The organism is Streptomyces sp. TRM68367 (assembly GCF_014495685.1).
Classification (GTDB): Bacteria; Actinomycetota; Actinomycetes; order Streptomycetales; family Streptomycetaceae; genus Streptomyces.
This window is the reverse complement of record NZ_JACTVI010000053.1, coordinates 1-24,241: the sequence shown is the minus strand read 5'-3', so window position 1 is coordinate 24,241 and position 24,241 is coordinate 1. Positions and strand designations below refer to the sequence as shown.

26 protein-coding genes and 4 pseudogenes are annotated in these 24,241 nt (G+C 70.9%); 12 read left to right on the top strand and 18 right to left on the bottom strand.

Features of this window, described 5'->3' with window-relative positions:
• The 3 genes and pseudogenes from H8R17_RS28185 to H8R17_RS47475 all read left to right on the top strand — a co-directional run bounded on the left by H8R17_RS28185 (position 1) and on the right by H8R17_RS47475 (position 1,293).
• A complete protein-coding gene (locus H8R17_RS28185; protein ID WP_187826036.1) occupies positions 1–705 on the top strand; it encodes a DUF5994 family protein in 705 nt (234 codons plus the stop codon).
• Between the two features lie 186 nt (positions 706–891).
• A pseudogene (locus H8R17_RS47480) lies at positions 892–1,131 on the top strand (sigma factor); the annotation flags it as partial.
• Positions 1,105–1,293, top strand: a complete 189-nt coding sequence (locus H8R17_RS47475) for a helix-turn-helix transcriptional regulator (protein WP_316959552.1) — start codon at positions 1,105–1,107, stop codon at positions 1,291–1,293. The pseudogene H8R17_RS47480 and the gene H8R17_RS47475, both read left to right, overlap by 27 nt.
• A 44-nt stretch (positions 1,294–1,337) precedes the next feature.
• On the opposite strand, the pseudogene H8R17_RS28175 reads toward H8R17_RS47475, so the two are convergent.
• The 3 genes and pseudogenes from H8R17_RS28175 to H8R17_RS28170 form a co-directional block, all read right to left on the bottom strand.
• Positions 1,338–1,793, bottom strand: a pseudogene (locus H8R17_RS28175) (SAM-dependent methyltransferase); the annotation flags it as partial.
• Between the two features lie 25 nt (positions 1,794–1,818).
• Positions 1,819–1,899: pseudogene (locus H8R17_RS49430) on the bottom strand (hypothetical protein); the annotation flags it as partial.
• Positions 1,900–1,943: 44 nt separating this feature from the next.
• Entirely contained in the window at positions 1,944–2,135 is a 192-nt protein-coding gene (locus H8R17_RS28170) for a hypothetical protein (RefSeq protein ID WP_187826034.1), read from the bottom strand.
• A 121-nt stretch (positions 2,136–2,256) separates the two neighbouring features.
• Here H8R17_RS28170 and H8R17_RS28165 point away from each other — a divergent pair, with 121 nt between their 5' ends.
• On the top strand, positions 2,257–2,781 hold the full coding sequence (locus H8R17_RS28165; protein ID WP_187826033.1) for a hypothetical protein: 525 nt from the start codon (positions 2,257–2,259) through the stop codon (positions 2,779–2,781).
• Positions 2,782–3,034: 253 nt separating this feature from the next.
• Here the strand turns inward: H8R17_RS28165 and H8R17_RS28160 are convergent, their stop codons facing one another.
• Together H8R17_RS28160 and H8R17_RS28155 are read right to left on the bottom strand one after the other, a co-directional pair.
• Positions 3,035–3,739, bottom strand: a complete 705-nt coding sequence (locus H8R17_RS28160) for a TIGR03943 family putative permease subunit (protein WP_187826032.1) — start codon at positions 3,737–3,739, stop codon at positions 3,035–3,037.
• Positions 3,736–4,782, bottom strand: coding sequence for a permease (locus tag H8R17_RS28155; RefSeq protein ID WP_187826031.1), 1,047 nt, complete (start codon positions 4,780–4,782; stop codon positions 3,736–3,738). The genes H8R17_RS28160 and H8R17_RS28155 overlap by 4 nt, the downstream gene beginning before the upstream one ends.
• A 211-nt stretch (positions 4,783–4,993) precedes the next feature.
• Between H8R17_RS28155 and H8R17_RS28150 the strand changes: the two genes are divergently transcribed.
• Positions 4,994–6,889 (top strand): NAD(P)-binding protein, encoded by a 1,896-nt coding sequence (locus tag H8R17_RS28150; RefSeq protein ID WP_187826030.1) that lies wholly within the window; start codon positions 4,994–4,996, stop codon positions 6,887–6,889.
• 195 nt (positions 6,890–7,084) lie between these two features.
• Here H8R17_RS28150 and H8R17_RS28145 read toward each other — a convergent pair whose 3' ends face one another.
• Complete coding sequence (locus tag H8R17_RS28145) at positions 7,085–8,908, bottom strand: prolyl oligopeptidase family serine peptidase (protein ID WP_187826029.1); 1,824 nt, start codon at positions 8,906–8,908, stop codon at positions 7,085–7,087.
• A 118-nt stretch (positions 8,909–9,026) separates the two neighbouring features.
• Here H8R17_RS28145 and H8R17_RS28140 point away from each other — a divergent pair, with 118 nt between their 5' ends.
• Together H8R17_RS28140 and H8R17_RS28135 are read left to right on the top strand one after the other, a co-directional pair.
• The gene (locus H8R17_RS28140) at positions 9,027–9,401 is read left to right on the top strand and encodes a nuclear transport factor 2 family protein (RefSeq protein ID WP_187826028.1); all 375 of its coding nucleotides are present in this window, start codon (positions 9,027–9,029) and stop codon (positions 9,399–9,401) included.
• A 43-nt stretch (positions 9,402–9,444) separates the two neighbouring features.
• Positions 9,445–10,254 (top strand): SURF1 family protein, encoded by an 810-nt coding sequence (locus H8R17_RS28135; protein WP_187826027.1) that lies wholly within the window; start codon positions 9,445–9,447, stop codon positions 10,252–10,254.
• A gap of 10 nt (positions 10,255–10,264) precedes the next feature.
• Here H8R17_RS28135 and H8R17_RS28130 read toward each other — a convergent pair whose 3' ends face one another.
• The 4 genes from H8R17_RS28130 to H8R17_RS28115 form a co-directional block, all read right to left on the bottom strand.
• Positions 10,265–11,428 carry a hypothetical protein gene (locus H8R17_RS28130; RefSeq protein WP_262505555.1) on the bottom strand — a complete coding sequence of 388 codons (1,164 nt, stop codon included), beginning with the start codon at positions 11,426–11,428 and terminating at the stop codon, positions 10,265–10,267.
• Positions 11,425–12,117: a SigE family RNA polymerase sigma factor gene (locus H8R17_RS28125; protein WP_399477382.1), complete on the bottom strand. Its 693-nt coding sequence runs from the start codon at positions 12,115–12,117 to the stop codon at positions 11,425–11,427. Before H8R17_RS28125 ends, H8R17_RS28130 begins: the two co-directional genes overlap by 4 nt.
• Positions 12,118–12,516: 399 nt before the next feature.
• Entirely contained in the window at positions 12,517–13,593 is a 1,077-nt protein-coding gene (locus H8R17_RS28120) for an aspartate-semialdehyde dehydrogenase (RefSeq protein WP_187826026.1), read from the bottom strand.
• Positions 13,593–14,885 carry an aspartate kinase gene (locus H8R17_RS28115; RefSeq protein ID WP_187826025.1) on the bottom strand — a complete coding sequence of 431 codons (1,293 nt, stop codon included), beginning with the start codon at positions 14,883–14,885 and terminating at the stop codon, positions 13,593–13,595. Before H8R17_RS28115 ends, H8R17_RS28120 begins: the two co-directional genes overlap by 1 nt.
• Positions 14,886–15,094: 209 nt before the next feature.
• On the opposite strand from H8R17_RS28115, the gene H8R17_RS28110 reads away from it, so the two are divergent.
• Complete coding sequence (locus H8R17_RS28110) at positions 15,095–15,829, top strand: response regulator transcription factor (protein ID WP_187826024.1); 735 nt, start codon at positions 15,095–15,097, stop codon at positions 15,827–15,829.
• A complete protein-coding gene (locus H8R17_RS28105; RefSeq protein ID WP_187826023.1) occupies positions 15,826–17,199 on the top strand; it encodes a HAMP domain-containing sensor histidine kinase in 1,374 nt (457 codons plus the stop codon). Before H8R17_RS28110 ends, H8R17_RS28105 begins: the two co-directional genes overlap by 4 nt.
• Positions 17,200–17,217: 18 nt before the next feature.
• On the opposite strand, the pseudogene H8R17_RS28100 reads toward H8R17_RS28105, so the two are convergent.
• The 5 genes and pseudogenes from H8R17_RS28100 to H8R17_RS28080 form a co-directional block, all read right to left on the bottom strand.
• A pseudogene (locus tag H8R17_RS28100) lies at positions 17,218–17,733 on the bottom strand (SgcJ/EcaC family oxidoreductase).
• Positions 17,734–17,924: 191 nt separating this feature from the next.
• Complete coding sequence (locus tag H8R17_RS28095; protein ID WP_187826022.1) at positions 17,925–18,503, bottom strand: Uma2 family endonuclease; 579 nt, start codon at positions 18,501–18,503, stop codon at positions 17,925–17,927.
• A 50-nt stretch (positions 18,504–18,553) separates the two neighbouring features.
• Entirely contained in the window at positions 18,554–19,504 is a 951-nt protein-coding gene (locus H8R17_RS28090; protein WP_187826021.1) for a hypothetical protein, read from the bottom strand.
• Between the two features lie 320 nt (positions 19,505–19,824).
• Entirely contained in the window at positions 19,825–20,025 is a 201-nt protein-coding gene (locus tag H8R17_RS28085; RefSeq protein WP_187826020.1) for a DUF397 domain-containing protein, read from the bottom strand.
• The gene (locus H8R17_RS28080) at positions 20,018–20,674 is read right to left on the bottom strand and encodes a DUF5753 domain-containing protein (RefSeq protein ID WP_316959549.1); all 657 of its coding nucleotides are present in this window, start codon (positions 20,672–20,674) and stop codon (positions 20,018–20,020) included. The genes H8R17_RS28085 and H8R17_RS28080 overlap by 8 nt, the downstream gene beginning before the upstream one ends.
• Positions 20,675–20,735: 61 nt before the next feature.
• Here H8R17_RS28080 and H8R17_RS28075 point away from each other — a divergent pair, with 61 nt between their 5' ends.
• Both H8R17_RS28075 and H8R17_RS28070 read left to right on the top strand, forming a co-directional pair.
• A complete protein-coding gene (locus H8R17_RS28075; protein ID WP_187826019.1) occupies positions 20,736–20,945 on the top strand; it encodes a hypothetical protein in 210 nt (69 codons plus the stop codon).
• Between the two features lie 50 nt (positions 20,946–20,995).
• A complete protein-coding gene (locus H8R17_RS28070; protein ID WP_187826018.1) occupies positions 20,996–21,496 on the top strand; it encodes a hypothetical protein in 501 nt (166 codons plus the stop codon).
• Here the strand turns inward: H8R17_RS28070 and H8R17_RS28065 are convergent.
• From H8R17_RS28065 to H8R17_RS28055, 3 genes are all read right to left on the bottom strand, one after another.
• The gene (locus H8R17_RS28065) at positions 21,489–22,151 is read right to left on the bottom strand and encodes a DUF5063 domain-containing protein (protein ID WP_187826017.1); all 663 of its coding nucleotides are present in this window, start codon (positions 22,149–22,151) and stop codon (positions 21,489–21,491) included. The two genes, H8R17_RS28070 and H8R17_RS28065, sit on opposite strands and share 8 nt — an antisense overlap.
• Complete coding sequence (recR, locus tag H8R17_RS28060) at positions 22,144–22,743, bottom strand: recombination mediator RecR (RefSeq protein ID WP_187826016.1); 600 nt, start codon at positions 22,741–22,743, stop codon at positions 22,144–22,146. The genes H8R17_RS28065 and recR overlap by 8 nt, the downstream gene beginning before the upstream one ends.
• A gap of 79 nt (positions 22,744–22,822) precedes the next feature.
• The gene (locus tag H8R17_RS28055; protein WP_187826015.1) at positions 22,823–23,164 is read right to left on the bottom strand and encodes a YbaB/EbfC family nucleoid-associated protein; all 342 of its coding nucleotides are present in this window, start codon (positions 23,162–23,164) and stop codon (positions 22,823–22,825) included.
• A 271-nt stretch (positions 23,165–23,435) separates the two neighbouring features.
• Between H8R17_RS28055 and H8R17_RS28050 the strand changes: the two genes are divergently transcribed.
• Positions 23,436–24,185: an SLATT domain-containing protein gene (locus H8R17_RS28050; protein WP_187826014.1), complete on the top strand. Its 750-nt coding sequence runs from the start codon at positions 23,436–23,438 to the stop codon at positions 24,183–24,185.
• Positions 24,186–24,241 lie beyond the last annotated feature (56 nt).

The window sequence follows — 24,241 nt, the reverse complement described above, 5'->3', positions numbered from 1 at the left end:
GTGGACAGTACCGAGGGTATTTCGCACACCGGCTTTCACGCCGGGTCGTTCTCGGCGAACGATGAAACCCGGGCCGCCGCAGAGGCGGCTCGGAGACGGGTCCGCATCATGTCGGCGACCTTGCACACAGCCCCGCCGCACCACGAGTCCGTCGCAGCCCCGGCCGCGCGTCTCGCATTGAAGACCGACGGCACGTCCCGCGGACTCCTGGACGGCGCCTGGTGGCCCCGCTCCCGGGATCTGCTGAGCGAACTGCCGGCACTGACCGACCTGTTGGACCCCTTGTGGGGCCGCATCACCCGCATCGCCGTCAACCCGAAGCACTGGCCGGTCATCCCCCGGAAGGTTCCCGTGAACGGCCACATCGTCAAGGTCGGCTGGTTCACCCCGGAAATCGACCCGCACAAGCTGCTGCTGCTCTCCTACGGCACCGGCCGCTGGGATCTCCTGGTCATCCCGCCCGAGACCGGGGCGGAGTCGGCGGCCCAGCTGATGGCTGCCGCGTCCGACTACGACGGCCCGCCACTGACCGCGAGCGCGCTCATCGCCGCGGACGAGGCCCGGTACGGCGTCTGCGCGACCGACGAGCCAATGGGCCCGGACGAGGCATGGGAGTACGAGGGCGGCGCCTCCGCGGTGTCCGCGGCCGTTCCGGAACAGCCCGGTCCGCCCAGTCGGACCAACCGCCTGATCATCGGTATGTGAGGTGGCCGCCATGGACACCCTCCCGGAGCGGCCGGGACCCATGAACTGCCGCGCAGCGTCGGGCAACTCACCGTGTCCGGCAGCGTCTTCGCGTTCGCTGACATCATGATCCGGGCGCACCCGCAGGACCGGGAACTCGCCCGTCCTGCGCAGGAGCATACTGCGCAGGTGTGCGCACCAGGGGGGATGAATGGTCTGGGAGTCGGCATTGTCGGTCTCGGTGACGAATCGGCGGCTCTCCGGCTGGAGGGGCACCGGACCGAGTTGATCGGCTACTGCTACCGAATGCCGGGTTCGGTCTTCGACGCGGAAGACGCCCTGCAGGAGACCATGGTCCGGGCGTGGCGCGGCCTCGACCGGTTCGAGGAACGGTCGTCACTACGGTCGTGGATCTACCGCATCGCCACCAACGTCTGCCTCGACATCGCGGACAACGTCTGCCTCGACATCGCGGACCACCTGGTGCTGGCCGAACAGACGGTGAAGACGCACATCGGCCGCGTCCTGGCGAAGCTGGGCCTGCGCGACCGCGCGCAAGCCGTGATCTTCGCCTACGAGTCGGGGCTGGTCACGCCCGGGGACCGGTAGGACGACAGATCAGGCGGGCGGACCTCCGGTGAGATCCGACGGGCTCACGGCTTGCGGGCCATCGCGACGTAGCAGGACACCTCGGCGTCCGACACGTCCGCAGTGATCCTGCTGGCCTCGGCCAACCCGTCGGCGTCCCAGCGGTGCGGCACCGCCAGGCCGGGCGGGACGATCTCCAGGCCGTCGAGGAAGCGCTCCACCTCCGCCCTGGGGCGGGCCTGCGCCAGGATGCCGGAAGCCTCGTACACCTGCACCGCACGGGCGATGCCCTCGGCGTCGATGTCCGCCGTGACGTGGGACAACACCAGGTGGGAACCGGGCGCCAGGGCGCTCAGCAGATGCGCGACGATGCCGTACGGACCCTGGTCGTCGGGAAAGAAGTGCAGGACGGCGTTGAGGCTGAGGGCCACCGGGCGGCTCAGATCGAGCGTGGCGGTGACCTCCGGCGCGGCGAGGACCGAGCCGGAGTCGTGGACATCCGCCTCCACGAACGCCGTACGGCCCTCGGGGGGCGCCGTCGAGCAGTCGTGCGGCGTGGGCGCGGACGATCGGGTCCCGGTCCACGTACACCATGCGCGCGTCGGCCGCGACGTCCTGGGCGACCACGTGCAGGCGGTGACATCACCGGCACCGCCCGCGCCGCCCGCCGTTCACCGGCCGGCGGTGCGGGCGTCGCGTTCCGCGTCGTACGCGTGGGACCCGCCGTAGTCGAGGTGGCGGGCCGTGCGGACGAGGGACGCCAACGGGTCGGGCCGGAACGGGCGCCAGCGCAGGGCCGTCCTCGTGCCGTGCGTCGTCGTCCGCCAGAGCTGCCGCAGCCTGGCCGCGGGGTCATTCGCCACGGTTCGCCACCCCTTCCGCGAAGTAGAAATATCTACCAGCATGAGCACGCTGGGTCCGAATGTCCTGGCATCGAGGGAGAAGTGCGTCGCCCGTGCAGCATCGGATCCCGGAGGTACCTCCATGCGAGCAAGCACCAGACCCGCCGTGGAATGGCTGGCCGCCGCCGCGACCGATCCCCGGGTCTGCAAACGGCAGTGGTACGGCGGCTCCGGCACGGCGGTGCTGACCTGCGGCCGGTTCTGGGACGTGCTGAGCGTCCCGGAGGAGCTGGGCGTCCTGGCCCTCGACACCCTGCTGTGCATCCCGCAGGCACCCGGCCCCGTACTCGCGGACGCCGCCGTCCGCCGCGTCGGCTTCTTCCTGCCGCCGGACCCCGCGGGCCGCTGGATCGGCTCCGACATCCGCTACCTGGGCCATGGCGCCCGGATCACCGTGCCCCCACCGCACCGGGCCGCCGGCACCCTGCGCTGGCTCGTCCCGCCCGACGGCGCCGGCACGCTGTTCGTGCCCGCCGCCGTGGAGCTCGCCCTCCAGCAGGCGCTGCGTACGCTCGCCGCACAGGCCGACGCACGGGGGCGCTGCCCGACGTGCGGGGCGCACACCGCGGCGCGCCACCGCGTCCAGAGCACGGGCCGCCCCCGCTGACGCGCCCTCACCCTCATCTGGGCACGGCCGGCATCAGCGCGGCCCGCCGCGTCGGCCGTCTGCTCGCCCGTACCAACGACTTCCGGTCCTCGTTCTCGCCATTCATGTTGCTGCCAACGCGCCACGCTCGCCGTTGGCACGCCCGCGTCCCGGCATGACCCGCATCGAGGGATGGAGCATCCCCCGTTAGGGGCCATGTAGTTATCGGACAAGGAGCATGTACAGCCGGGCCCGACGGCCGCCTGAAGCGGTGTCAGCTGTTCCAGGTCTCGTCGTACGGATCGCGCGGCGTCGGCACCGGCTTGGCGTCGGTGACCCGGAAGTACGGGATCGGGGCGTTGTTGACGGGGTCGCGGGTGCGCTTGGGGGTGTAGGTGCCGGAGAGCTCCAGCCAGGTGTCGGGTTGCAGGACCGGTGGGATGCGTCCGGTCAGGGCGATCTTGACCGGCTGGGCGTCGGCGGCACAGCAGTTGAGGGCCATGCGGACCAGGTAGGGCTCGCCCGCGCGGTCCAGGGCGACGAAGCCGGTGACCTTGATCTGGCGGCCGCGCAGGGAGCGGCCGTCGTCGTACACGGCGCGGCCCGCGTAGTCGGCCACGCCGAGGCGGAGCGGGCCCTCGGCGGACAGTTCCGGGAAGCCGAACGGCTTCTGCAGGGCCGTACCTGCGTGCATCGCGCTGTAGGAGCCGAGGGCGGGCGGCGCGACCAGGATGAGGGCCAGGACCGGCAGGGCCAGCAGCCAGGAGACGCGCGGTTCGTGATGGTGACCGGCGGTGCGCGCGCTGCGGCGTTCGTACCACACCGTCGCCACCGCCGCCGCGATCAGCACCGCGCCGGACAGCAGGAGCAGCGGGCGCAGTCCCGCCTTGACGTACCGCAGGTAGAGGTCGGTCGTGCCCGCGTGCAGCAGGGTCGCGCCGAGCAGGAACAGCAGGGCGGCCTGGGCGTGCCGATTCACAGCAGCACCGCCCCCGTCAGCACGGACACGACGACCGCCAGCGCGAACGTCGCCGGGGCGAAGCGCAGCGCGAAGCCGCGGCCGAAGGTGCCGGCCTGCATCGCGAACAGCTTGAGATCGATCATCGGGCCCACGACCAGGAAGGTGAGACGAGCGGTCAGCGAGAACTGGGACAGGGACGCCGCCACGAACGCGTCCGCCTCCGAGCAGATCGACAGCAGGACGGCGAGCACGGCGAGCGCCAGCACCGACAGCACCGGGCTGTCGGCGGTCGCGCGCAGCCAGCTCTCCGGGACGACGGCCTTGAGGGTCGCCGCGGCCATCGCGCCCACGACCAGGAAACCGCCGGCGTGCATCACGTCGTGCCGGACCGACCCCCAGAACGCGGCCCCCTTGCTCTGCCCCTCGTACGACGACCGGGCGGGCAGCCGCAGCCAGTCCGTGCGGCCGAGCCGCTGCCACAGCCACCCCATCGCGCACGCCACCAGCAGGCTCGCGACGAACCGGGCGACCACCATCTCCGGGTCGTTGGGGAAAGCGACGGCGGTCGCGGTCAGCACAATCGGGTTGATCGCGGGCGCGGACAGCAGGAACGCGAGTGCCGCGGCCGGGGTGACGCCCCGGCGCACCAGCGCCCCGGCCACCGGCACGGACGCGCACTCGCAGCCGGGCAGGACCGCGCCCGCCGCGCCCGCGACCGGGACGGCGAGGGCGGGCCGCCTCGGCAGCGCGCGGGCGAAGAAGGACGGCGGTACGAACACCGCGATCGCCGCCGACAGCAGCACGCCCAGCACCAGGAAGGGCATGGCCTGCACGATCACCGCGACGAACACCGTCATCCAGCTCTGCATCACCGGCGCGGCCAGCGCCTGGCGGACCGGGCCCTGCAGCATCACCGCCGTGAGCAGCAGCAGGGTCAGCAGCAGCGGGGAGTTGAGGTGCCGGCCCTCGCCGCCGTCGCCGCCCTTTCCGCCCTTCCCGCTCTCTCGCCGTGCGTCCGTGCCCCCGGCGGTGCCCGGCGGGGCGTCTTTCGTGATGGCCACGGGCGGGGTACCTCCGGTGGTGCGGCAGGGCGGGGTCCTGGTTTCCCTCCCCTCCGGTACGGCTGAAAAGGCTCGGCCGTTCAGCTGTGAATGGTTGGCGTCTGGAACCACTCGTCTCGGTGAGGCAGTCTGTCCCCTCGTGGGGAGCGTTCCGAATCAGAGTTCACAAGGTCCGGTACGTCAAGGTCTGGCGGGTGATCCGGACGCGCACATGGTGGTGTGCGGCGACGACGGTCTCGCCCACCGGCTGGCGGCGGAACTCCGTGTCGTGTACGGCGAACAGGTCACGCTCGTCGTGCCGTCCGCCGGCGGAGGAGAGGTGCGGCGGCCGGTCGTCGGGCGGGCGCGCGCGGCCTCGGCGGCGCTGCTCGACCGGGTCAGCGCGGCCGTGAACCGGTCCGGTGACAACGGCGAACGTGCCGGAGACGAACGGGTGCTGGAGGCGGCCGAACCGGCCGAGGACGTGCTCGCGGAGGCGGGCGTGGACCGGGCCGCCGCGCTGGCGCTCGTGTACGACGACGACGAGACCAACATCCGCGCCGCCCTCACCGCCCGCCGGCTCAACCCCCGGCTGCGGCTCGTGCTGCGGCTGTACAACCGGAATCTGGGCCAGCACATCGAGGAACTCCTCGACCAGGCCGCCGCGTTGGCCACCGGAGTGGCCCCGGCCGTGGGCTTCGACCCCTCGACGACCGTGCTGTCCGACGCCGACACGGTCGCGCCCGCGCTGGCAGCCACCGCGGTCGCCGGCACCAGCAAGGTCGTCCAGACCGACGGGCTGCTGCTGCGGGCGGTGGAGCGGCAGCCGCCGCGGCCCGGGCAGGTGGCCGACCCCGGTCTCGCCACGCTGGCGCTGCTGTCCGAGACGAGCAACGACCCGGCCGGCACGGACGGTTCGGAGGACAGCGGCGACCAGGGGCCGCAGCTGCTGCCGGACGCGGAGGCGGTGGCTGCGGCGACCGGACGCGGGACGGTGGTGCTGGAACAGGTGGCGTACTCGGGCCCGTCCCCGGCCGGGCGGGCCGCCGTGCCCTTCGCTTCGCTGTTCTCCCGGAGGCTGCGGTGGTCGCTGGCGGGAGTGGTGGCGTGCGTGGCGGCGCTGGCCGTCGCCCTGTCGGTCGTGAGCGACGACCCTCCCCTGCACTCCACCTACGTCACGCTGCTGAACCTCTTCGCCATCAACGATCCCGCGCTGGACGCGTCCGTCGGGCAGCAGATCCTGCAACTGCTGACGTCGCTGATGGGGTTGCTGCTGCTGCCGGTGCTGCTGGCGGCGGTGCTGGAGGCGCTGGGGACGTTCCGCACCACGTCGGCGCTGCGGAAGCCGCCACGCGGGCTCAGCCGTCATGTCGTGCTGCTGGGGCTCGGCAAGATCGGCACGCGGGTGCTGATCCGGCTGCACGAGCTGAACATCCCCGTGGTGTGCGTCGAGTCCGATCCGGAGGCGCGCGGGATGGCCACGGCGCGGCGGCTGCGGGTGCCGGTGGTGCTCGGGGACGCCACGCAGGACGGCACGCTGGACTCCGCCAAGATCCGCCGTGCGCATGCTCTGCTGGCGCTCACCAGCTCGGACACCACCAACCTGGAGGCCGCGCTGGTCGCCCGCTCCGGGCGCGCCGGCCTGCGCGTGGTGCTGCGGCTGTACGACGACGACTTCGCGGCCGCCGTGTACCGGACCCTGCGGGCCGCGTATCCCGGGGCGCTGACCCGGAGTCGCAGTGTGTCCCATCTGGCGGCGCCCGCGTTCGCCGGGGCGATGATGGGGCGGCAGATTCTGGGCGCGATTCCGGTGGAGCGGCGGGTGTTGCTGTTCGCGGCCGTGGAGGTGGCGGGGCATCCGCAGCTGGAGGGCCGGACGATCGGGGAGGCGTTTCGGGCCGGGGCGTGGCGGGTGCTGGCGCTGGACACCGCGTCGCCGGGTGAGCGGCGGGATGATCTGGCGGCGGATCCTCCTTCCGAGGAGCCGGCGGAGCCGTCCGGGCTGGTGTGGGATCTGCCGGATTCCTATGTGCTGCGGCGTGAGGACCGGGTGGTGCTGGCGGCGACGCGACGTGGGCTGGCCGATCTGCTGGGAAGGCGGCGAGCCCGGCCGCGGGCTGAGGTGTAGGGGCTGCCCCTACGACCCCGCCAGCGGGCTCCGCCCCCTGGACCCCGCCGGGGCTCCGCCCCGGACCCCGGCCTTTGCCCACCCACCACCCGTTTACGGTCGGCCAGGAAGCAGACGTCGCCCGGCTCGGCCGGCCAAGGGGGCGGTGTCGGTCGGGCGGGGGTGGGCCTTGTCGGACGGCGACTGTCCCGTCTCTCAGGGAAGGTGCCTTGCCGCGAAGTCCAGTTCCAGTTTGACCTGTTTGATGCGCTCGTCGACCACCAAAGAGCCGTGGCCCGCGTCGTAGCGGTAGACCTCGTGGGTGGCGCCGCGGGCCTCCAGGCGTTTGACGTAGTTCTCGATCTGGCGGATGGGGCAGCGCGGGTCGTTGACGCCGGCGGAGATGTGGACGGGGGCCTTGACCTCGTCGACGTAGGTGAGGGGTGAGGAGGCCTCGAAGCGTTCCGGCACCTCTTCCGGCGTGCCGCCCAGCAGCGTGCGGTCCATGGCCTTCAGCGCCTCCATCTCGTCGTGGTACGCCGTGACGTAGTCGGCGACGGGGACCGCCGCGATGCCCAGCGTCCACGCGTCCGGCTGGGTGCCGAGGCCGAGGAGGGTGAGGTAGCCGCCCCAGGAACCGCCGGTCAGGATCAGGCGCTCGGGGTCCGCCAGGCCCGAGGTGATCGCCCACTCCCGCACCGCCGCGATGTCCTCCAGCTCGATCAGGCCGACCCGGTGCTTCAGCGCGTCGGTCCAGGCACGGCCGTAGCCCGTGGAGCCGCGGTAGTTGACGCGCACCACCGCGTACCCGTGGTCCACCCAGGCCGCCGGGCCCGCCGCGAAGGAATCGCTGTCGTGCCACGTCGGGCCGCCGTGGATGTCGAAGACCGTGGGCAACGGGCCCGCCGCGCCCGCCGGCTTCTGGACCAGGGCGTGGATGCGGCCGCCCGGCCCCTGCACCCACACGTCCTCCGCCGGGACCGAGCCCGGCGACTTCATCCCGGGAGGTTCCAGGACGATCCCGCCCCTCGTCGAGCGGACCGCCGACGGCTCGGCGGCCGACGACCACAGGTACTCCACGCTGCCGTCGGGGCGAGCCGTCGCCCCGGACACCGTGCCCGGCGGCGTGGAGACCTTCTCCAGCTCACGGGAGGCCAGGTCGTACCGGAACAGCTCGCTGCGGGCCTCGATGCTGTGCGCGATCAGCAGGCCCGAGCCGTCCGGATACCACTCGGCGCTCACATCGCCCGGCAGGTCCAGCGCCAGGTCCCTCTCCTCCCGCGAGGCCACGTCCCACACCAGCGGCTCCCAGCGCCCGCGCCGCTGGTGCCCGACCAGCAGCCGCGTGTCGCCGTCGACCGGGGCGAAGCCCAGCACCTCCAGGCCCAGCTCCCGCGTGCCGCCCTTGGTGTCGTCCAGCTCGGCGACCGCCGTGCCGTCGGCGCGCAGCACGCGCAGCGCCGAGTGCATCGCGTCCCCGTGCTCGGTGTGCTCCACGGCGATCAGCGAACCGTCGTGCGAGAGGTCGCCGACGCCCGCCGACTCCCGGTGACGGTAGATCTCCACCGGCGCCTCGCCCTCGCGCGCGAGGTGGATGGTCGTCCCCTCCTCGTCCGTGGAGCGGCCCACCACCGCCGTACGCCCGTCCCGGCCCAGGGCCAGGCCCGCCGGGTACGACGGGTCCAGGCCCGGCGCCGCGAGCTCGTCCTCGCCGCCCGCGAACGGCTGGCGGCGCCACACCCCGAACTCGTCGCCGTCCTTGTCGTCGAACCACCAGATGCACGCGCCGTCCGGGGAGAGCACGCCGTCCGTCGTGCCGTTCGGCCGGTGCGTCACCTGGCGCTGCTCGCCTGTCGCCCGGTCCCAGGCGTACAGCTCGTACGTACCCGTCGCGTTCGAGACGAACAGGGAGCGGTCCGGTGCGTCCTCCGCCCAGTCGGGCAGCGACACCCTCGGCGCCCGGAAGCGCTTCTCCCAGTCCGGCATCTGGCCGCTCTGTCCCTGTTGATCCGGCGAGACGGATCCGTTGCTCTCAGTCATGGACCCCATACTGCACGGCCAGGGTGAAAATCCGCTGCTGAGCCTCTCAGCCTGTGGAAAACTCCTCGGCTCCGCACGTCAGGGCCGATTGTCAGTGGCGGGGTGCACACTGCTGGGCATGACCGATCTGCGCAACACAGTCGAGCGGTTCTGGGCCGCAGCCGAGGGCCGGGACTGGCCCGCGTTCACTGACACGCTGGCCGAGGATGTCGTCTACACGCTGCCGCAGACGCGGGAGCGAATTACCGGCCGGGAGCCGTATGTGCGGTTCAACCGGGAGTATCCGGGCGACTGGCATCTGCGGGTCGAGCGGATCGTCGCCGAGCCGGGCCAGGTCGTCAGCTGGATCCACTTCACGGTCGGGCTGGAGGAGATGTACGGCATCTCGTTCTTCACGGCGGGCGAGGACGGCCGGATATCCACGGTCACCGACTTCTGGCCGGAGCCGTACGAGCCGCCGGCGGGCCGGGAGCACCTGGTCGAGCGGTACTGACCCCGCGGCCGGGCGGCGGCGGACGCCCCGTACCGTGGGAGGCGTGTACCGGTTTCTGCTGACGCCCCGTTGGTGGGGGATCAACGTCTTCGTGCTGCTCGCCATCCCCTTCTGCATCTTCATGGGGTCGTGGCAGCTGGGCCGGTTCGAGGACCGCGTGCAGGAGGACCGGAACGCGACCCAGCAGGCCGCCGAGTCCAAGAAGGAGGCGGCCCGGCCGCTGGCCGAGCTGCTGCCGGTGAACAAGGCGACGTCCGGCAAGCAGGTCACCGCGACCGGCGAGTACGGGCGGCAACTGCTCGTGCCCGACCGCGAACTGGACGGGCGGAACGGCTACTACGTCCTCACGCTGCTGCGCACCGACTCCGGCAAGGCCCTGCCCGTCGTCCGCGGCTGGCTGCCCGGCGCCCCCGACCCGGCGCAGGCACCGGCCCCGCCGCGCGGGAAGGTCACGGTGACCGGGGCGTTGCAGGCCTCGGAGACGCCGGGCGACAACGGCGTCAGTGCGCGCAGCGGGCTGCCGGCCGGGCAGACGGCGGCGATCAGTGCGGCGTCGCTGGTGAACCTCGTGCCGTACGACGTGTACGACGCGTGGATCACGCTGAACCGGGGGGACGCCGGGATGAAGGCCGTGCCGGCGACTGCGCCGCAGGACACCGGCCTTGACCTGAAGGCGTTCCAGAACCTCGGTTACACCGCGGAGTGGTTCGCCTTCGTCGGCTTCGCGGTGTTCATGTGGTTCCGGCTGCTGCGGCGCGAGGTGGAGTTCGCGCGGGATGCCGAGCTGGGGTTGGTCTCTGAGAAGGACCAGGTGTCCAGCCCGTCTGGGGGCGCCCCCACCGGGGTGGTTTGAGGACGCAACGTCACGACGCCGGCAGTATGCCCGTCCAGTAGACCGTCCCCGCGCACGCGTTGGACACCGTCGCCGACACCGTGTCCCCCGTCTCCGTCGTGTACGTCACCGTCACGCTTCCGTCGGCCGTGCCGTCCTCCGCGGTCAGCTGGGTCGTCGTACCGGTGTCGCCGCCGGTGGAGGTGCCGGTCGTGGCGCCCGGGTCCTGGGAGGGCGTCGGGTCGGGGCTCGGTCCGGGGTCGCTGCCTCCGGTGCCGCCGCCGGTGCCGTTCGAGGGGCAGGTCTCCGAGGGCACCCAGGCGAACTTCACGTCGTACGTGGCGCCCGGCTTGAGCGCCAGCTGGGCCGCCTCCGTGGCCGGGTCGGGCAGCCCGGTCGCCGGATCCCCCGCCGCGTGCCGCTGCGCGCCGATCTTGGTGGGGTCGGCGGCGCCCTGCGCGAGCGCGCCCACGGTGCCGGGGCTGGTGACCATGCACTCGGCGACGGAGACGTTGGTGACGCGGAAGGAGCCGTAGACGACCCCGGTGGAGTCGGGCGCGGCAGTGCCGGAGCCGGCGGCGCCGAGCTGCCCGGACATGCACGCGGGGGCCCCGGCCGCGATGGTGGAGGACGGATCGGCACCCTCGGTCGCCCCTCCGGTGGCGGCGCCGGTGCCCTTCTCCTCGTCCTCCTTCTCCTCCTTGTCGTCCTTGTCGTTGCCCGGGGCCTTGTCCGAGGATCCGCCGCCGGCGCTGACCTCGCCGCCGTCCGGACCCTTGCCGTCGCCCGTGCCGCCCTGGGCCTGCGAGGCGTGGCCGGCGACGGACGGGTTGGCGCCCTCGCCGGTGGAGTTGGAGACATGCAGGAGGGCCGGGACCGCGGTGCCGACGAACAGGGCGGCGGCAGCCATGCCGACCATGGCCTGCCGCTTGCGCGCTCGCCGGGCGGGCACCGCCCGCCGCAGGTAGTCCAGGGTGCCGTCGCGCGGCTCCACCTCCTGCACCGACTGGTGCAGCATCCTGCGCAGTGCCAGCTCGTCCGAGTCGAGCCCGGCGGGGCTCTGGTCGTCGGGGCCGTGGTTCACAGTTCTGTTCCCAGCTTGCGATTGCTTCGGCTGTTGCCCGTTCACCCGTGTCGGCTCGTGCCACTCGTACCGCTCATGGCGGTCGCGCCGCCCGTCGTTGCCGTCACTCATGCCGGCGCCTCCATGGCCACCCGGAGCGCCGCGATGCCGCGCGAACCATACGCCTTCACCGAGCCCAGCGATATGCCGAGCGTCTCAGCGACCTGCGCCTCGGTCATGTCCGCGAAGTAGCGCAGCACCAGCACCTCGCGCTGGCGGCGCTGCAGGCCCTTCATCGCCTTGATGAGGGAGTCGCGCTCCAGCTGGTCGTAGGCGCCCTCCTCCGCGCTGGCCATGTCGGGCATCGGCTTCGACAGCAGCTTCAGGCCGAGGATGCGGCGGCGCAGCGCCGAGCGCGAGAGGTTGACGACCGTCTGCCGCAGGTACGCGAGCGTCTTCTCCGGGTCGCGGACGCGTTTGCGCGCCGAGTGGACGCGGATGAAGGCCTCCTGGACGACGTCCTCGCAGGAGGCGGTGTCGTCGAGGAGGAGGGCGGCGAGACCCAGCAGTGAGCGGTAGTGGGCCCGGTACGTCTCGGTGAGGTGGTCGACGGTGGTGCCGGCCGCGACTGCATCTCCGGCGTTCCCGGCGTTCCCGGCATCGTCGCGCTGGTTCGGTATGCGGGCCGGCCGCGCTGCGGGCATGGGCGCGATCACCGGCATGCCGCCGGACGTGCCGGGCATGCGGGGTCGTAGGGCCGGGCGGGGCGGCCGTAGAGCCGTCCAGCGCGTCGCCGCGGTGAAGTCGAGTACCTCTGCCACGTCTGTTGGACACGTGTCCCCGCGTCAGGGTTGTACGTGCCGGGCGTCACTTTCCGGCCGAGCCGTGCCGACGGCTGTCTACCCGCGTCAGGCAGCACAATCGGCGATGCGTCAAATGCCCTCATGCGTCCCGCTCTTCCCCTATGTCCAAGTGTGAACGGGCGTCCCCACGCCCGGTTCGCGGCGTCCCCACACCGCATGAACGCGCTCCCACGCCCCAAGGGCGCTCGCAAAGACGCTCCCCGCCCTCCGCACGGTTGCGGAGGGCGGGGAGAAAATCCTCTGATGCCGACAGGCCGGGGAACAAGTGGTCCGGACCATCGACCGGCTCACACGCTGTGCACCGATCCTACAAGCGTTTACTGCGCTGGATCGGAGATTTCTGCCACTGGCGACGTTTCAGGACAGTTCCGCCGCGACCAGCTCCGCGATCTGCGCGGTGTTGAGCGCGGCGCCCTTGCGCAGATTGTCCCCGCACACGAAGAGCTCCAGCGCCGTGGGGTCGTCGAGCGCCCGGCGCAGCCGGCCCACCCAGGTCGGGTCAGTGCCCACCGCGTCGGCGGGCGTGGGGAACTCGCCGGCGGCCGGGTCGTCGAACAGGACGACGCCGGGCGCTGTGGCGAGGATCTCGCGGGCCCGGTTGACGGTGACCTCGCCCTCGAAGCGGGCGTGCACCGTCAGCGAGTGCGTGGTGACCACCGGTACGCGGACGCACGTCACCGCGACGGGCAGCGCGGCCAGCCCGAGGATCTTGCGTGACTCGGCCCGCAGCTGCATCTCCTCCGACGACCAGCCGTCCTCGCAGGGCGAGCCGGCCCACGGTACGACGTTCAGCACGACGGGCTCCGGGAACGGCCCGGTGTCGTCTCCGACGGCCCGCCGCAGGTCACCGGGGCAGGTCCCGAGCTCCGTACCGGCCACCAGCGACAGCTGCCGGCGCAGCGTCCGCACACCGTCCCGGCCGGCCTCGCTCACCGCCTGGTAGGAGGAGACGACCAGCTCGCGCAGCCCGAACTCGGCGTGCAGCGCGCCGAGCGCGACGATCATGGACAGAGTCGTGCAGTGCGGGTTCGCGATGATGCCGCGCGGCCTGATGCGCGCCGCGTGCGGGTTGACCTCGGGCACGACGAGCGGCACGTCCGGGTCCATCCGGAACGCACCGGAGTTGTCGACCACCACCACGCCCCGTGCGGCGGCTACGGGCGCCCAGCGGGCGGAGACCTCGTCGGGTACGTCGAACATGGCGACGTCGACCCCGGCGAAGGCGTCCTCGGTGAGCGCCATCACCTCGACCTCCTCGCCGCGCACGGCCAGCTTGCGGCCGGCCGAGCGCGGCGAGGCGATCAGACGGATCTCGCCCCAGATGTCCGCGTGCTGGGAGAGGATCTGGAGCATGACCGTGCCGACGGCTCCGGTCGCTCCCACGACCGCGAGCGTCGGGCGTGCGGACCGCGCTGTCCGCGCTGCCCCGGCCATCAGCGGCCGGTGCCTCCGTAGACCACGGCCTCGTCGCTGTCGGAGTCGAGGCCGAAGGCGCTGTGCACGGCGCGGACGGCCTCGTTGACGTCGTCGGCGCGGGTGACCACCGAGATGCGGATCTCGGAGGTCGAGATCAGCTCGATGTTCACGCCCGCGTCGCTCAGCGCCTCGAAGAACGCGGCGGTGACGCCCGGGTTGGTCTTCATGCCGGCGCCGACCAGGGAGATCTTGCCGATCTGGTCGTCGTAGCGCAGCGAGTCGAAGCCGATGCCGGCCCTGTTCTTCTCCAGCGCGTCGATGGCCTTGCGGCCCTCGGTCTTGGGCAGCGTGAACGAGATGTCCGTCAGGCCGGTGGAGGCCGCGGACACGTTCTGCACCACCATGTCGATGTTGACCTCGGCGTCGGCGATCGCGCGGAAGATCGAGGCCGCCTCGCCCGGCTTGTCCGGCACGCCGACGACCGTGATCTTGGCCTCGGAGGTGTCGTGCGCGACACCGGAGATGATGGCCTGCTCCACCTGCTTGTCCCCTTGCTGCTGCGTCTTTTGAACGAGTGGCTCGCTGCTGACCCACGTGCCCCTGAGTCCGCTGAAGGACGAGCGGACGTGGATCGGGATGTTGTAGCGGCGGGCGTACTCCACACAGCGGTGGAGCAGCACCTTGGACCCCGAGGACGCCAGCTCCAGCATGTCCTCGAAGGAGATCCAGTCGATCTTCCTGGCCTTCTTCACCACGCGCGGGTCGGCGGTGAACACGCCGTCGACGTCGGTGTAGATCTCGCACACCTCGGCGTCGAGGGCGGCCGCGAGGGCGACGGCGGTGGTGTCGGAGCCGCCGCGGCCCAGCGTGGTGATGTCCTTCTTGTCCTGGCTGACGCCCTGGAACCCGGCGACGATGGCGATGTTGCCCTCGTCCACCGAGGCCCGGATGCGGCCCGGCGTGACATCGATGATCCGCGCTTTGTTGTGGACCGAGTCGGTGATGACACCTGCCTGGCTGCCGGTGAAGGACTGGGCCTCGTGACCCAGGTTTTTGATCGCCATGGCCAGCAGGGCCATGGAGATCCGCTCTCCGGCGGTCAGCAGCATGTCGAGCTCGCGCCCGGCAGGGATCGGGGAAACCTGCTCGGCGAGATCGATCAGCTCGTCCGTCGTGTCGCCCATCGCGGAAACCACGGCGACCACCTGGTGGCCGTTCTTCTTGGCTTCCACGATCCTCTTGGCGACGCGCTTGATGCCTTCGGCATCGGCTACGGAGGAGCCTCCGTACTTCTGCACGACAAGGCCCACGTGCGCTCCTCGCTCAGTCCGTCTTGGTCGGCTCAGTCTAACGAGCGTCCGAAACTCCCCTCCGCGATATCGCATCGTGAGATGTCCGGCCACTCGTTCCGGAAGGGCACATGCCCCGGGAACGGCCCCCCACTCGGAAAAGTGCCCCTCCTCACAACCGACACAGAAGTGACGGCGGCGACTGAGGACTCAAGGACTAGTGTTCCGCTGTGCGCGTTCTGCTGGTGGAAGACGATGAACCGGTCGCCGAGTCGCTCCGTCGCGGGCTGAAACGCTACGGCTTCGAGGTCGAGTGGGTCAGCACCGGCGAGGCGGCGCTGCGGCATCCGGGCCCGTACGAGGTGGTCCTGCTGGACCTCGGCCTTCCCGACGCCGACGGCCTCGACGTCTGCAAGACGCTGCGCGAGCGCGGTGACGTGCCGATCATCGTGATCAGCGCCCGCAGCGACGAGACGGACCGGGTGGTCGGCCTGGAGATCGGCGCGGACGACTACGTCTCCAAGCCGTTCGGGGTCCGCGAGGTCATCGCCCGGATACGGGCCGTGATGCGGCGCGCCCAGCCCCGTACGCCCGCGGAGAACGGCCCGGAGGGCGGCGGCCCCGACAGCTACGGCGCCCGGCTGACCATCGACCGCAAGGCGGCCCGGGTCCGGCTGGACGGCGAGGAGGTGGCCCTCGCGCCCAAGGAGTACGACCTGCTGGCCTTCCTCACCGAGGAGCCCGGGGCGCTGATGTCGCGCGAGCAGATCATGGAAGCCGTCTGGGACGCGAACTGGTTCGGGCCGACCAAGACGCTCGATGTGCATGTGGCGGCGCTGCGGCGGAAGCTGAAGGGCGCCATCACGATCGAGGCGGTGCGCGGCGTGGGCTTCCGGCTGGAGATCGTCAGCGGTGGCGGTGACACCAACGGCGGCAGCCCGGATAGTCGTAGCGGCGTCTCATGATCCGTCAGCTCGTCCGCAGTTACATCCTGCTCGTCGCGATCGCGATCGCCCTGTTCACCGTCCCGGTGGCGTTCTCGCTCACCGAGCAGCTGCGGGACGACACCAGTGCCTCCGTGGAGCGCAAGACCGCGACCATGGCGGTGCTGCTGGGCAACGGGGACGCGGCCTCGTGCCTGGCGCTGGAGCGGTTGGCCAAGGCGTACGACGACGACGGCGAGACACGCGATGTCCAGACGACCACCACCCCGGAGTGCGCGCCGCCCCTGCACCGCCCGGACCGGGACGCGGCTCTGAAGAGGGCCCTTGAGGAGGGCCGGGTCACCATCGACTGGGGCTCCTCCTTTGTCTGGGGCCCGGAGTTGGTGGTCACGGTTCCCGCCCACAGCGCCGACGACGGCACGGTGGTCGGCGCCGTACGCACCAAGTTCTCGACCGACAAGATGACCGAGCGCCTGTGGATGATCTGGGGCTTCCGGGCCATCCTCGCGGTGGTCGTCCTCGGCCTGGCCGCCCTGCTCGGCGTCGTGGCCGCCCGCCGCCTCACCCGCCCGCTGCGCCAGCTCAACGACATGGCCAGCAAGTTCAGCGACGGCGACCTGACCGCCCGCTCCCCCGTCACCGGCCCGCCGGAGACCCAGACGCTGGCCCGCACCCTCAACCAGGGCGCGGAACGCCTGGACGTCCTCATCGCGGCGCAGCGCATCTTCGTGGCGGACGCCTCGCATCAGCTGCGCACTCCTCTCACCGCGCTGCGCCTGTCCCTGGACAACATCGCCGACGGCGTGGACGACGAGTTCGTCAAGGAGGACGTGGAGCAGGCCACCTCCGAGGTGGTCCGGATGAGCCGGCTGGTCAACGGACTGCTGGTGCTGGCGCGGGCCGAGGCGAAGGTGACCGCCGCCGAGCCGCTCCCGCTGGGGGAGATCGTGCAGGAGCGGCTCGCGGTGTGGAGGCCGGCCGCCGACGAGCGCGGAGTCACCATCGCACTCAGGGGGGATGCCGACGGCCGGCCGCTTGTGCTGGCCAGTCCCGGTCATCTGGACCAGGTACTGGACAACGTGTTCTCCAATGCCCTGGAGGTGTCACCGGACGGCGGGACGATCACCGTCCGGGTGGAGCGCGGGGGCAACGAGGTGCGGGTCTCGGTCCTCGACCAGGGACCCGGTATGTCGGATGCCGAGAAGTCGCGTGCCTTCGACCGCTTCTGGCGCGGCCAGGGCCTGACCGGGAAGTCCGGTTCCGGCCTCGGTCTCGCCGTCGTCAAACAGCTGGTGACGGACGACGGCGGGACCGTGACCCTCTCGGACGCGCCCGGGGGCGGGCTGTGCGTGACCATCAGCCTGCGGGCCGCGCAGCGCGGCGCCGTCTGACGACCGGGTACCCGGGGCTCAGCTCTCGGGCATCCTCGAGGAGTGGTGGTTGACGATCAGCCACTTGCCGTCGATCTTCTCGTAGGCGTACGTGTAGCGGGCCTTGACGGTGCTCTTCTCGCCGGTGTCGTGGTCGGTGAGCGCGAACTCGTAGACCCCGGTGTCGATGACGGTGTTGCTGTCGAGGACGTCGACGTGCGACGTGACCTTCGTACCGACCGGCTTGTTCTGCAGGAAGTGCTCGAAGTAGTCGACGATCGCGGCTCTGTCGATTCTGACCTCGTTGGAGACTGTGGGCAGGAGGACCGCGTCGCTCGCCTACAGGTCCGCCACCTTGTTCGGGTCACCGGTCTGCAGCGCGGCGTTCCAGTTGTCGAACAGGCCGAGGACCTGCGCCTGGGTGGCCAGCTTGGCCTTCGCGGCGGGCTTGGCGGGCGCGGCCCCGGCGACCCCGACACCGGCGGCGAAGGTGCCGGCGGCGACGGCCGCGACGGTGACAAGGGCGGCGCGCTTGCTTATGGAACGACGGGTCATCGCTGTCTCCCAGTGCGAGTCGAGATGGTCTCTCCCTCCGCCTTCTGTGGGATGTGCGGTGGAAGTGACTCCAGATTCGCGTGGCACTGGTTAGGGCCCGTGCAGTGGACGTACAGCTCGCATCAAGGGCTGATACGAAACACGGAAAGTGCCCTCTCGGTCACTTTCCGTCATTCGGTGAGAAGGGGTGCTCAGTCGGCGAACTCCTTGAGGGGTTCGGTGTCGAGGGCGATGTTCACGGGCTCGGGAAGCTTGACGGTCGCCCCGAAGGGCAGCTTCTCCTCATGCCGGTAACGGCCGTCCTCCGGCTGGTTGAACACGACGACCGAACAGTCGTCCCGGTCGATGAGGAGGTAGACGGGGATGCCGGCCGCCGCGTAGCCGTCGGGCTTCTCGACTCGGTCGCGCTGGTTCGTGTCAGAGTCGTACGAGGTGATCTCGACGGCCATCAGCACTCCGTCGCCCTCCGACCACTCGCCATGTCCCTTGAGGCCGCCCCTGGGCACCAGGATTGCGTCCGCGCGAGCCCGTCCCTTGCGGTAAGCCTCAGTCTTGAGGCCCCGCTCTGGATACAGCCGAAGGTCAGGGCGCAGTTGCATGCACCGTTCCAGGAGCCACATGTAAATCTCGCTGTGGTTGCCGTCCGGCACGGGCTTGACCTCGACCTTTCCATTGATGAACTCCAGCCGGACGGTCTCCGGGGCATGGTGTTCCAGCTGCTCGAACTCCTCGACGGTCATCTGCGGCCGGTGCTCGGTCCTGGGGGTCATGGCGTCGCCTCCTCGACTCCATGGTGCCCTGACCGGGGCCTCCTGCACGCTCACAGCAGCCCCGCAGCGCGACGGAGGGCATTGACACGGTCGGTGACATCGATGACCTCGTCCGCACCGGGCAGACCGCCGCCGTCACGCGGACCGCGCAGGAAGGTGTCCGGCACGTACCCGTACACCGGACCTTCCGCCTCGATCTCCGCCCGGCACTCACGGCACAGCCCGCCCGAGATCTCCGTCGTCCGCTCGTCCGCGTCGCACAGGCCGCACGCCATGATCACGCGGGTCACACGGGCACGTCGGGCGGCCTTCTGCCGCACCTTCACCTTCTTCGGGGGCATCTTTTTCTCCAATCGGTTGCGGGCGAGTCCGCCCGGGTTGGTGACGGCGGACGGGAGCCCGTCCGTCAGGGCCCTGGTGATGTCGCCAGGGGTCGCGCCGCGGGACAGCCACTCGGCGGCGAGGGGTTCGAGGGAACGGCAGTCGCCGGCCGACAGCGGCATACGGGCGTCGGCGGCGCGAACTTCGGCGAGGGTCTGGTAGGCGGTGCTGGGCTCCTCCGCAGGCTGCTCGTCCGGCTCGGGCTCCGCGGACGGCTCCTCGGCCTGCTCGGTGCGGGCCAGGCCCGGCATGTGGTCCTCAGTCACGTCCTTGCCGTCGCGCTCCCGCACGAAGTCCGCCCACCACTCCTCTGACCTGCGCGTACGCGACCAGTACGTGCGCGTGACCCACCGCATCGAGTTGTCCTCGACGGTGATGTGCTCCTTGATCCAGCGCAGATGGCCGGCGAGGGTGATGCGGCCCATCGACGTGCGTACGGCCTGCTGGCCGCAGCGGGGGTGCTCCGCCGCGATCGCCTTGTAGCCCATGGCGTGGCCCTCGTGGAGGTGGTCGACGAAGACGGCGATCTCGCGGTCGCGGGGGCTCAGGTGTGCGAAGTCCGCGTCGGCGTACGGGTCTTCGTCACCCGCGGGGCGTTTGCCGTAACCCATCTTGGCCATGGGGTGGGACGGGGACGGCAGGGTGGGGCTAGGGTGGGGGCAAGCCACTGTCGAGGCTCCTCGGTTGCGTAGGTATCGAGGTCCCTCGATACGTAGGTCCAGGCCCCGGAGCCGGTGTTGGCGCACCGACCGGGGCCGATCTATTGCCGCGAACCTAGAGCGGCTTTACGTTCCGACGCAAGCCGATCACGGAACGTCACCCATTCGAGGTAAGCCGCCTCAACTCACGTACAGACATGGTTGGTTGGGTTGGTTTTCAACCATCCCAAAACCCAGAAAACCATGGGAGGAGCTCGAAGCCCGAAGATCGGGCCCGAGGCTCAAGCTCCGGGCCGACCTGCGGAAACGTCGGCGAGGAAGGCTGCCCAGGCGGAGGCGGTGAGGTGGAGCCGGGGGCCCGCGGGAAACTTGGAATCGCGGACGTGGACGGTGGTGCGGGGGGCAGTGAGGGCGACCTCGATGCAAGCGCCGCCCTCGTCGTCGCTGTAACTGGACTTGAACCACTTCAGCTGGTCACTCACGACTGTCCACCATCCGCTCGATGAAACGGGCCGACTCGTCGGGTCCGAGAGCCTGGGTCCGGATCATGCTAAGCCGCTCGGTGACCCGGCTGACAGCCCCAGGATCGGCCGACAGTTCGCTGGCGAACTGCCCCTCCATGAAGGCGAAACGCTCGCGGTCTCGGGTCTCAACGAGCACCATGGGGCCCATGAGTGCGGCGGGGATGGCCCGTTCGAAGGGGAGCACCTGCAACACGACGTTCCGCAGCCGCCCCACCTCCAGCAGTCGGTGCAGCTGTTCGGCATCCGCCTGTGGGGCGCGCAGCACTGCCTCGTAGAGGACGAAGCTCAAGCCGACCGGCGGTTTCCGTTCGGTGAGGATGGACTGCCGCTCCATCCGGCCCGCGATGCGCTCCTCGACCGTCTCCTCATCCAGCGGCGGGATGCGATTGTCGATGAGGGCACGGGCGTACGCCTCCGTCTGCAACAGCCCAGGCACGACCGAGACGTCGTACCACCAGAGGCTTGTCGCCTCTTTCTCCCGCTCCATGTAGTCCTGCGCCCGCGCCGAGTACCGCTCCCGGTCCAGGAACTCCTTGGCCGCGCTCAACATCCCCTCCGCGCCGCACAGTTCGTCCGCCACGTCGAGCACACGCGATTGGAAGTTCACGAGTCGGCCGACTCGGCCGACTCGGGGCACTGGACCGAGGGCGCACGGGTTACGGGGAGCCATGGCGGAACCGCTGAAGTACTGGACGTCGCTGACCACGCTGCTGGAGTGGGCCGGGCATCCCGAAGCGGCCGCCGTCCGCGCGGAGATGAGACGAGACCTGCCGCCCGGCAAAGAGCCCCCGCCCGACAGCACCGTCGCGGGCTGGCTCTCCTGGACTGGGAGCTCTTCGACCGTCCCCCGCTGTCGCCGGACCAGCCGCTGTCCGTGAGCCATGCGCTTGAGGTCGCCGTTTACCTTGATGAGTCTCCCTGTGCGGTCATGGACCGCTTCGCCCAGTACAGCCTGAGCACACGGCTCGACGTAGCCCCCGAGGAGCTGGACACGTTCGACCTTCGTCTCCTCAGCGAGGCCATGCTGAAGCTCGATGACAACATGCCCTTGCCGCTCCACCAGCTGGCGTCTGCATCGGTGCAGCTCTCCCTGCACACGAGTAAGGCTGCGAAGCAACTGACAGCGCTCGGCTTCCAGATCCGCGGCGACCGGGAGAGCCGCATGGACGACACCGACTACCGCCTGTGCGGGTTGCGCAGCAGGCCCTCCGCACCGCACAGCCCCCTTTCCCTGGCCGACCCGATCGCCGACTTCCTGCGCATCGTGAGGTCAGGATTGGCTGCCGACGACCTCGTGCAAAGGCTGGAACGCCTCGGCGTGGACCTCGACCGCGTCCGCGAAGCCGTCCGGGCCGCCCTCCCCAAGGTGCCCGGACTCGTCATGAAGCCCGAGCCCGAGCCCGCAGCGGCCAGGCCGGAGGCTACTTGACCTTGCGCATCCCCAGCGGCCCCCCGATCTCCTCGGCCATCACCTTGCCGGCCTCCATCTCCAGGGTCTCGTCGCCCATGTCCCCCTGGTCGGTGTCCAGGCCGTCCAGCTCTGCCAGGGGTTGGTCCAGGCGGACGTGGGCGACCACGGACTGCAGGGCGCGCAGGGTGGCGGAGGCGGTGGAGCCCCAGTTGGAGAAGTAGGAGAACTGCCACCACCACAGGGCCTCCGTGGTGCGGCCCGCGCGGTAGTGGGCCATGCCGTGACGCAGGTCGGTGATGACGTCGGCGAGGTCGTCCGAGATCCGGGCGGGCACGGGCGCCTTGCGGGGCTCGTACGGGTCGAAGACCTCCGAGTAGACGTCGACCGGCTCCAGGAGGCGGGCGAGGTTCTCGCGGAGTTCGTCGACGTCCGGCTCCGGGCCCAGGTCGGGCTCGTAGCGCTCCTCGGGCACGATGTCCTCGTGCGCGCCGAGACGGCCGCCGGCCAGGAGGAGTTGGGAGACCTCCAGGAGGAGGAAGGGAATCGCCGAGTCCGGCTCGTCGCCCTTCGCGACCTCCGTGACCGCGACCAGGAAACTCTCGACCTGGTCCGAGATCTGGACCGCGAAGTCGTCCGGGTTCTGCTCGGTCGCGTGCAGCGTGGCGTCAGACATCTAGGAGTCGTCTCCCCTCGAAGGCGCGACCGAGGGTCACCTCGTCCGCGTATTCCAGGTCGCCACCCACCGGGAGGCCGCTGGCCAGGCGGGTGACCTTGAGGCCCATGGGCTTGATCATGCGGGCGAGGTACGTCGCCGTCGCCTCGCCCTCCAGGTTCGGGTCGGTGGCCAGGATCAGCTCGGTGACCGTGCCGTCGGCCAGCCGGGCCAGGAGTTCCCTTATCCGCAGGTCGTCGGGGCCGACGCCGTCGATCGGGCTGATCGCGCCGCCGAGGACGTGATAGCGGCCGCGGAACTCACGGGTGCGCTCGATGGCGACCACGTCCTTCGGCTCCTCCACGACGCAGATGACGGACGGGTCGCGGCGCGTGTCCCGGCAGATGTTGCACAACTCCTCCTGCGCCACGTTCCCGCAGGTCGCGCAGAAGCGGACCTTCGCCTTCACCTCCATCAGGGCCTGGGCGAGCCGCCGTACGTCCGTCGGTTCGGCCTGCAGGATGTGGAAGGCGATCCGCTGGGCGCCCTTGGGACCGACGCCGGGCAGCCGCCCCAGCTCGTCGATGAGGTCCTGGACCACGCCTTCGTACAACGGACTGCCGCCCTTCCTGGATTCTTTCAGTACGTACGGTAGATGCCGGTCGGCTCTGAGAGAAAGGCTGGTGGGCGTCTCAGAACGGCAGGCCGGGGATACCGCCGCCGCCCAGGCCCTGGGCGAGCGGGCCCAGCTTCTGCTGCTGGAGGTTCTGGGCGTTCTCGTTGGCCGCGTGGACGGCCGCGACGATCAGGTCGGCGAGGGTCTCGGTGTCCTCCGGGTCCACCGCCTTCGGGTCGATCTGCAGGGACCGAAGCTCGCCGGCGCCGGTGACGGTCGCCTTCACCAGACCGCCGCCGGCTTGTCCGTCGACCTCGGTCTGCGCAAGTTCCTCCTGGGCCCTCGCCAGGTCCTGCTGCATCTTCTGGGCCTGCTGGAGCAGCTGCTGCATGTTGGGCTGGCCACCACCGGGGATCACGATCAGCTCCTGGTTTCGTACGGCTGTCCTGGCGGGGTTTTCCCGCTCGGCACGAGCCTACGTGGTCGGCCGGGCCGTCGCCCCGGCGCTCTTTCGAGTGAGTCGATCCCGCGGCTCATACCTGATCAAGACCTCCTTCCGGGCGGAAAAGTAGTGAAACCCACCTCTTCGCCACCCATTGGGGGTAGGAAGGGTCCGGCGCGTGGGGCGTCACGCAATGTGTTCGCTGTGTGATCGGCCGTGATCAGTGGTGATCAGTAGGGAGTGCCGGGTGGGTCAGCCGGATATGCAGCCCGAGGGTGCGCCTCAGGACGGGCTGGGCGAGGGGGCGGCCGGGCTCCGGCCGGGCGATCTGGCCGGGCGGCCGTTTCCGCACGGGGACTGGGCGGAACCCGCGGCACGGCTGGACGAGCTGTACCGGTGGGTGGAGCGCGGGGCGCTGGAGACGGCGGCGTGGTATCTCGCGGACCGGGCGTGGAAGCGGCGCGGGGCGCGACTGCTGCGGGCCGGGGCGGCGACGGGCGCGATGGCCGGGGCGGCGCTGCCGTTGCTGGACATGACCGGAGTGGTGGGCGGGGTGGCGCCGTGGGGGTATCTGGCGCTGCTGCTGGGGGTGGCGTGCGTGGCCGGGGACCGGTACTTCGGGGTGACGTCCGGCTGGATGAGGGACATGGCGACGGCACAGGCCGTCCAACGCCGGTTGCAGGCGCTTCAGTTCGACTGGGCGTCGGAGAGCGTACGGGAGGTACTGGGGCCCACGGAGGGCACGGCCGGCGAGGCGGCCGAGCGGTGCCTGGGCGTGCTGCGGCGCTTCTCGGAGGACATGACGGAGCTGGTGCGCCTGGAGACCGCCGACTGGATGGTGGAGTTCCGCAGCGGGGGCGCCGCGCCGGGCATGCAGTCGGCGGTGCCGACGGGGCCGGGCCGGCCGGACGCGGGGTCCTCCAACGGGCGGCATCCGATGCCGCCAGCGGGCGCACGCCCGAACATGCCGCGCCAGCGGCCGCCGGAGCCGCGCTGAGGCGACAGACTTACCAGGTTGGCGGAGGTCCTGGGCCGGGACGGTAGGCGCGGTGG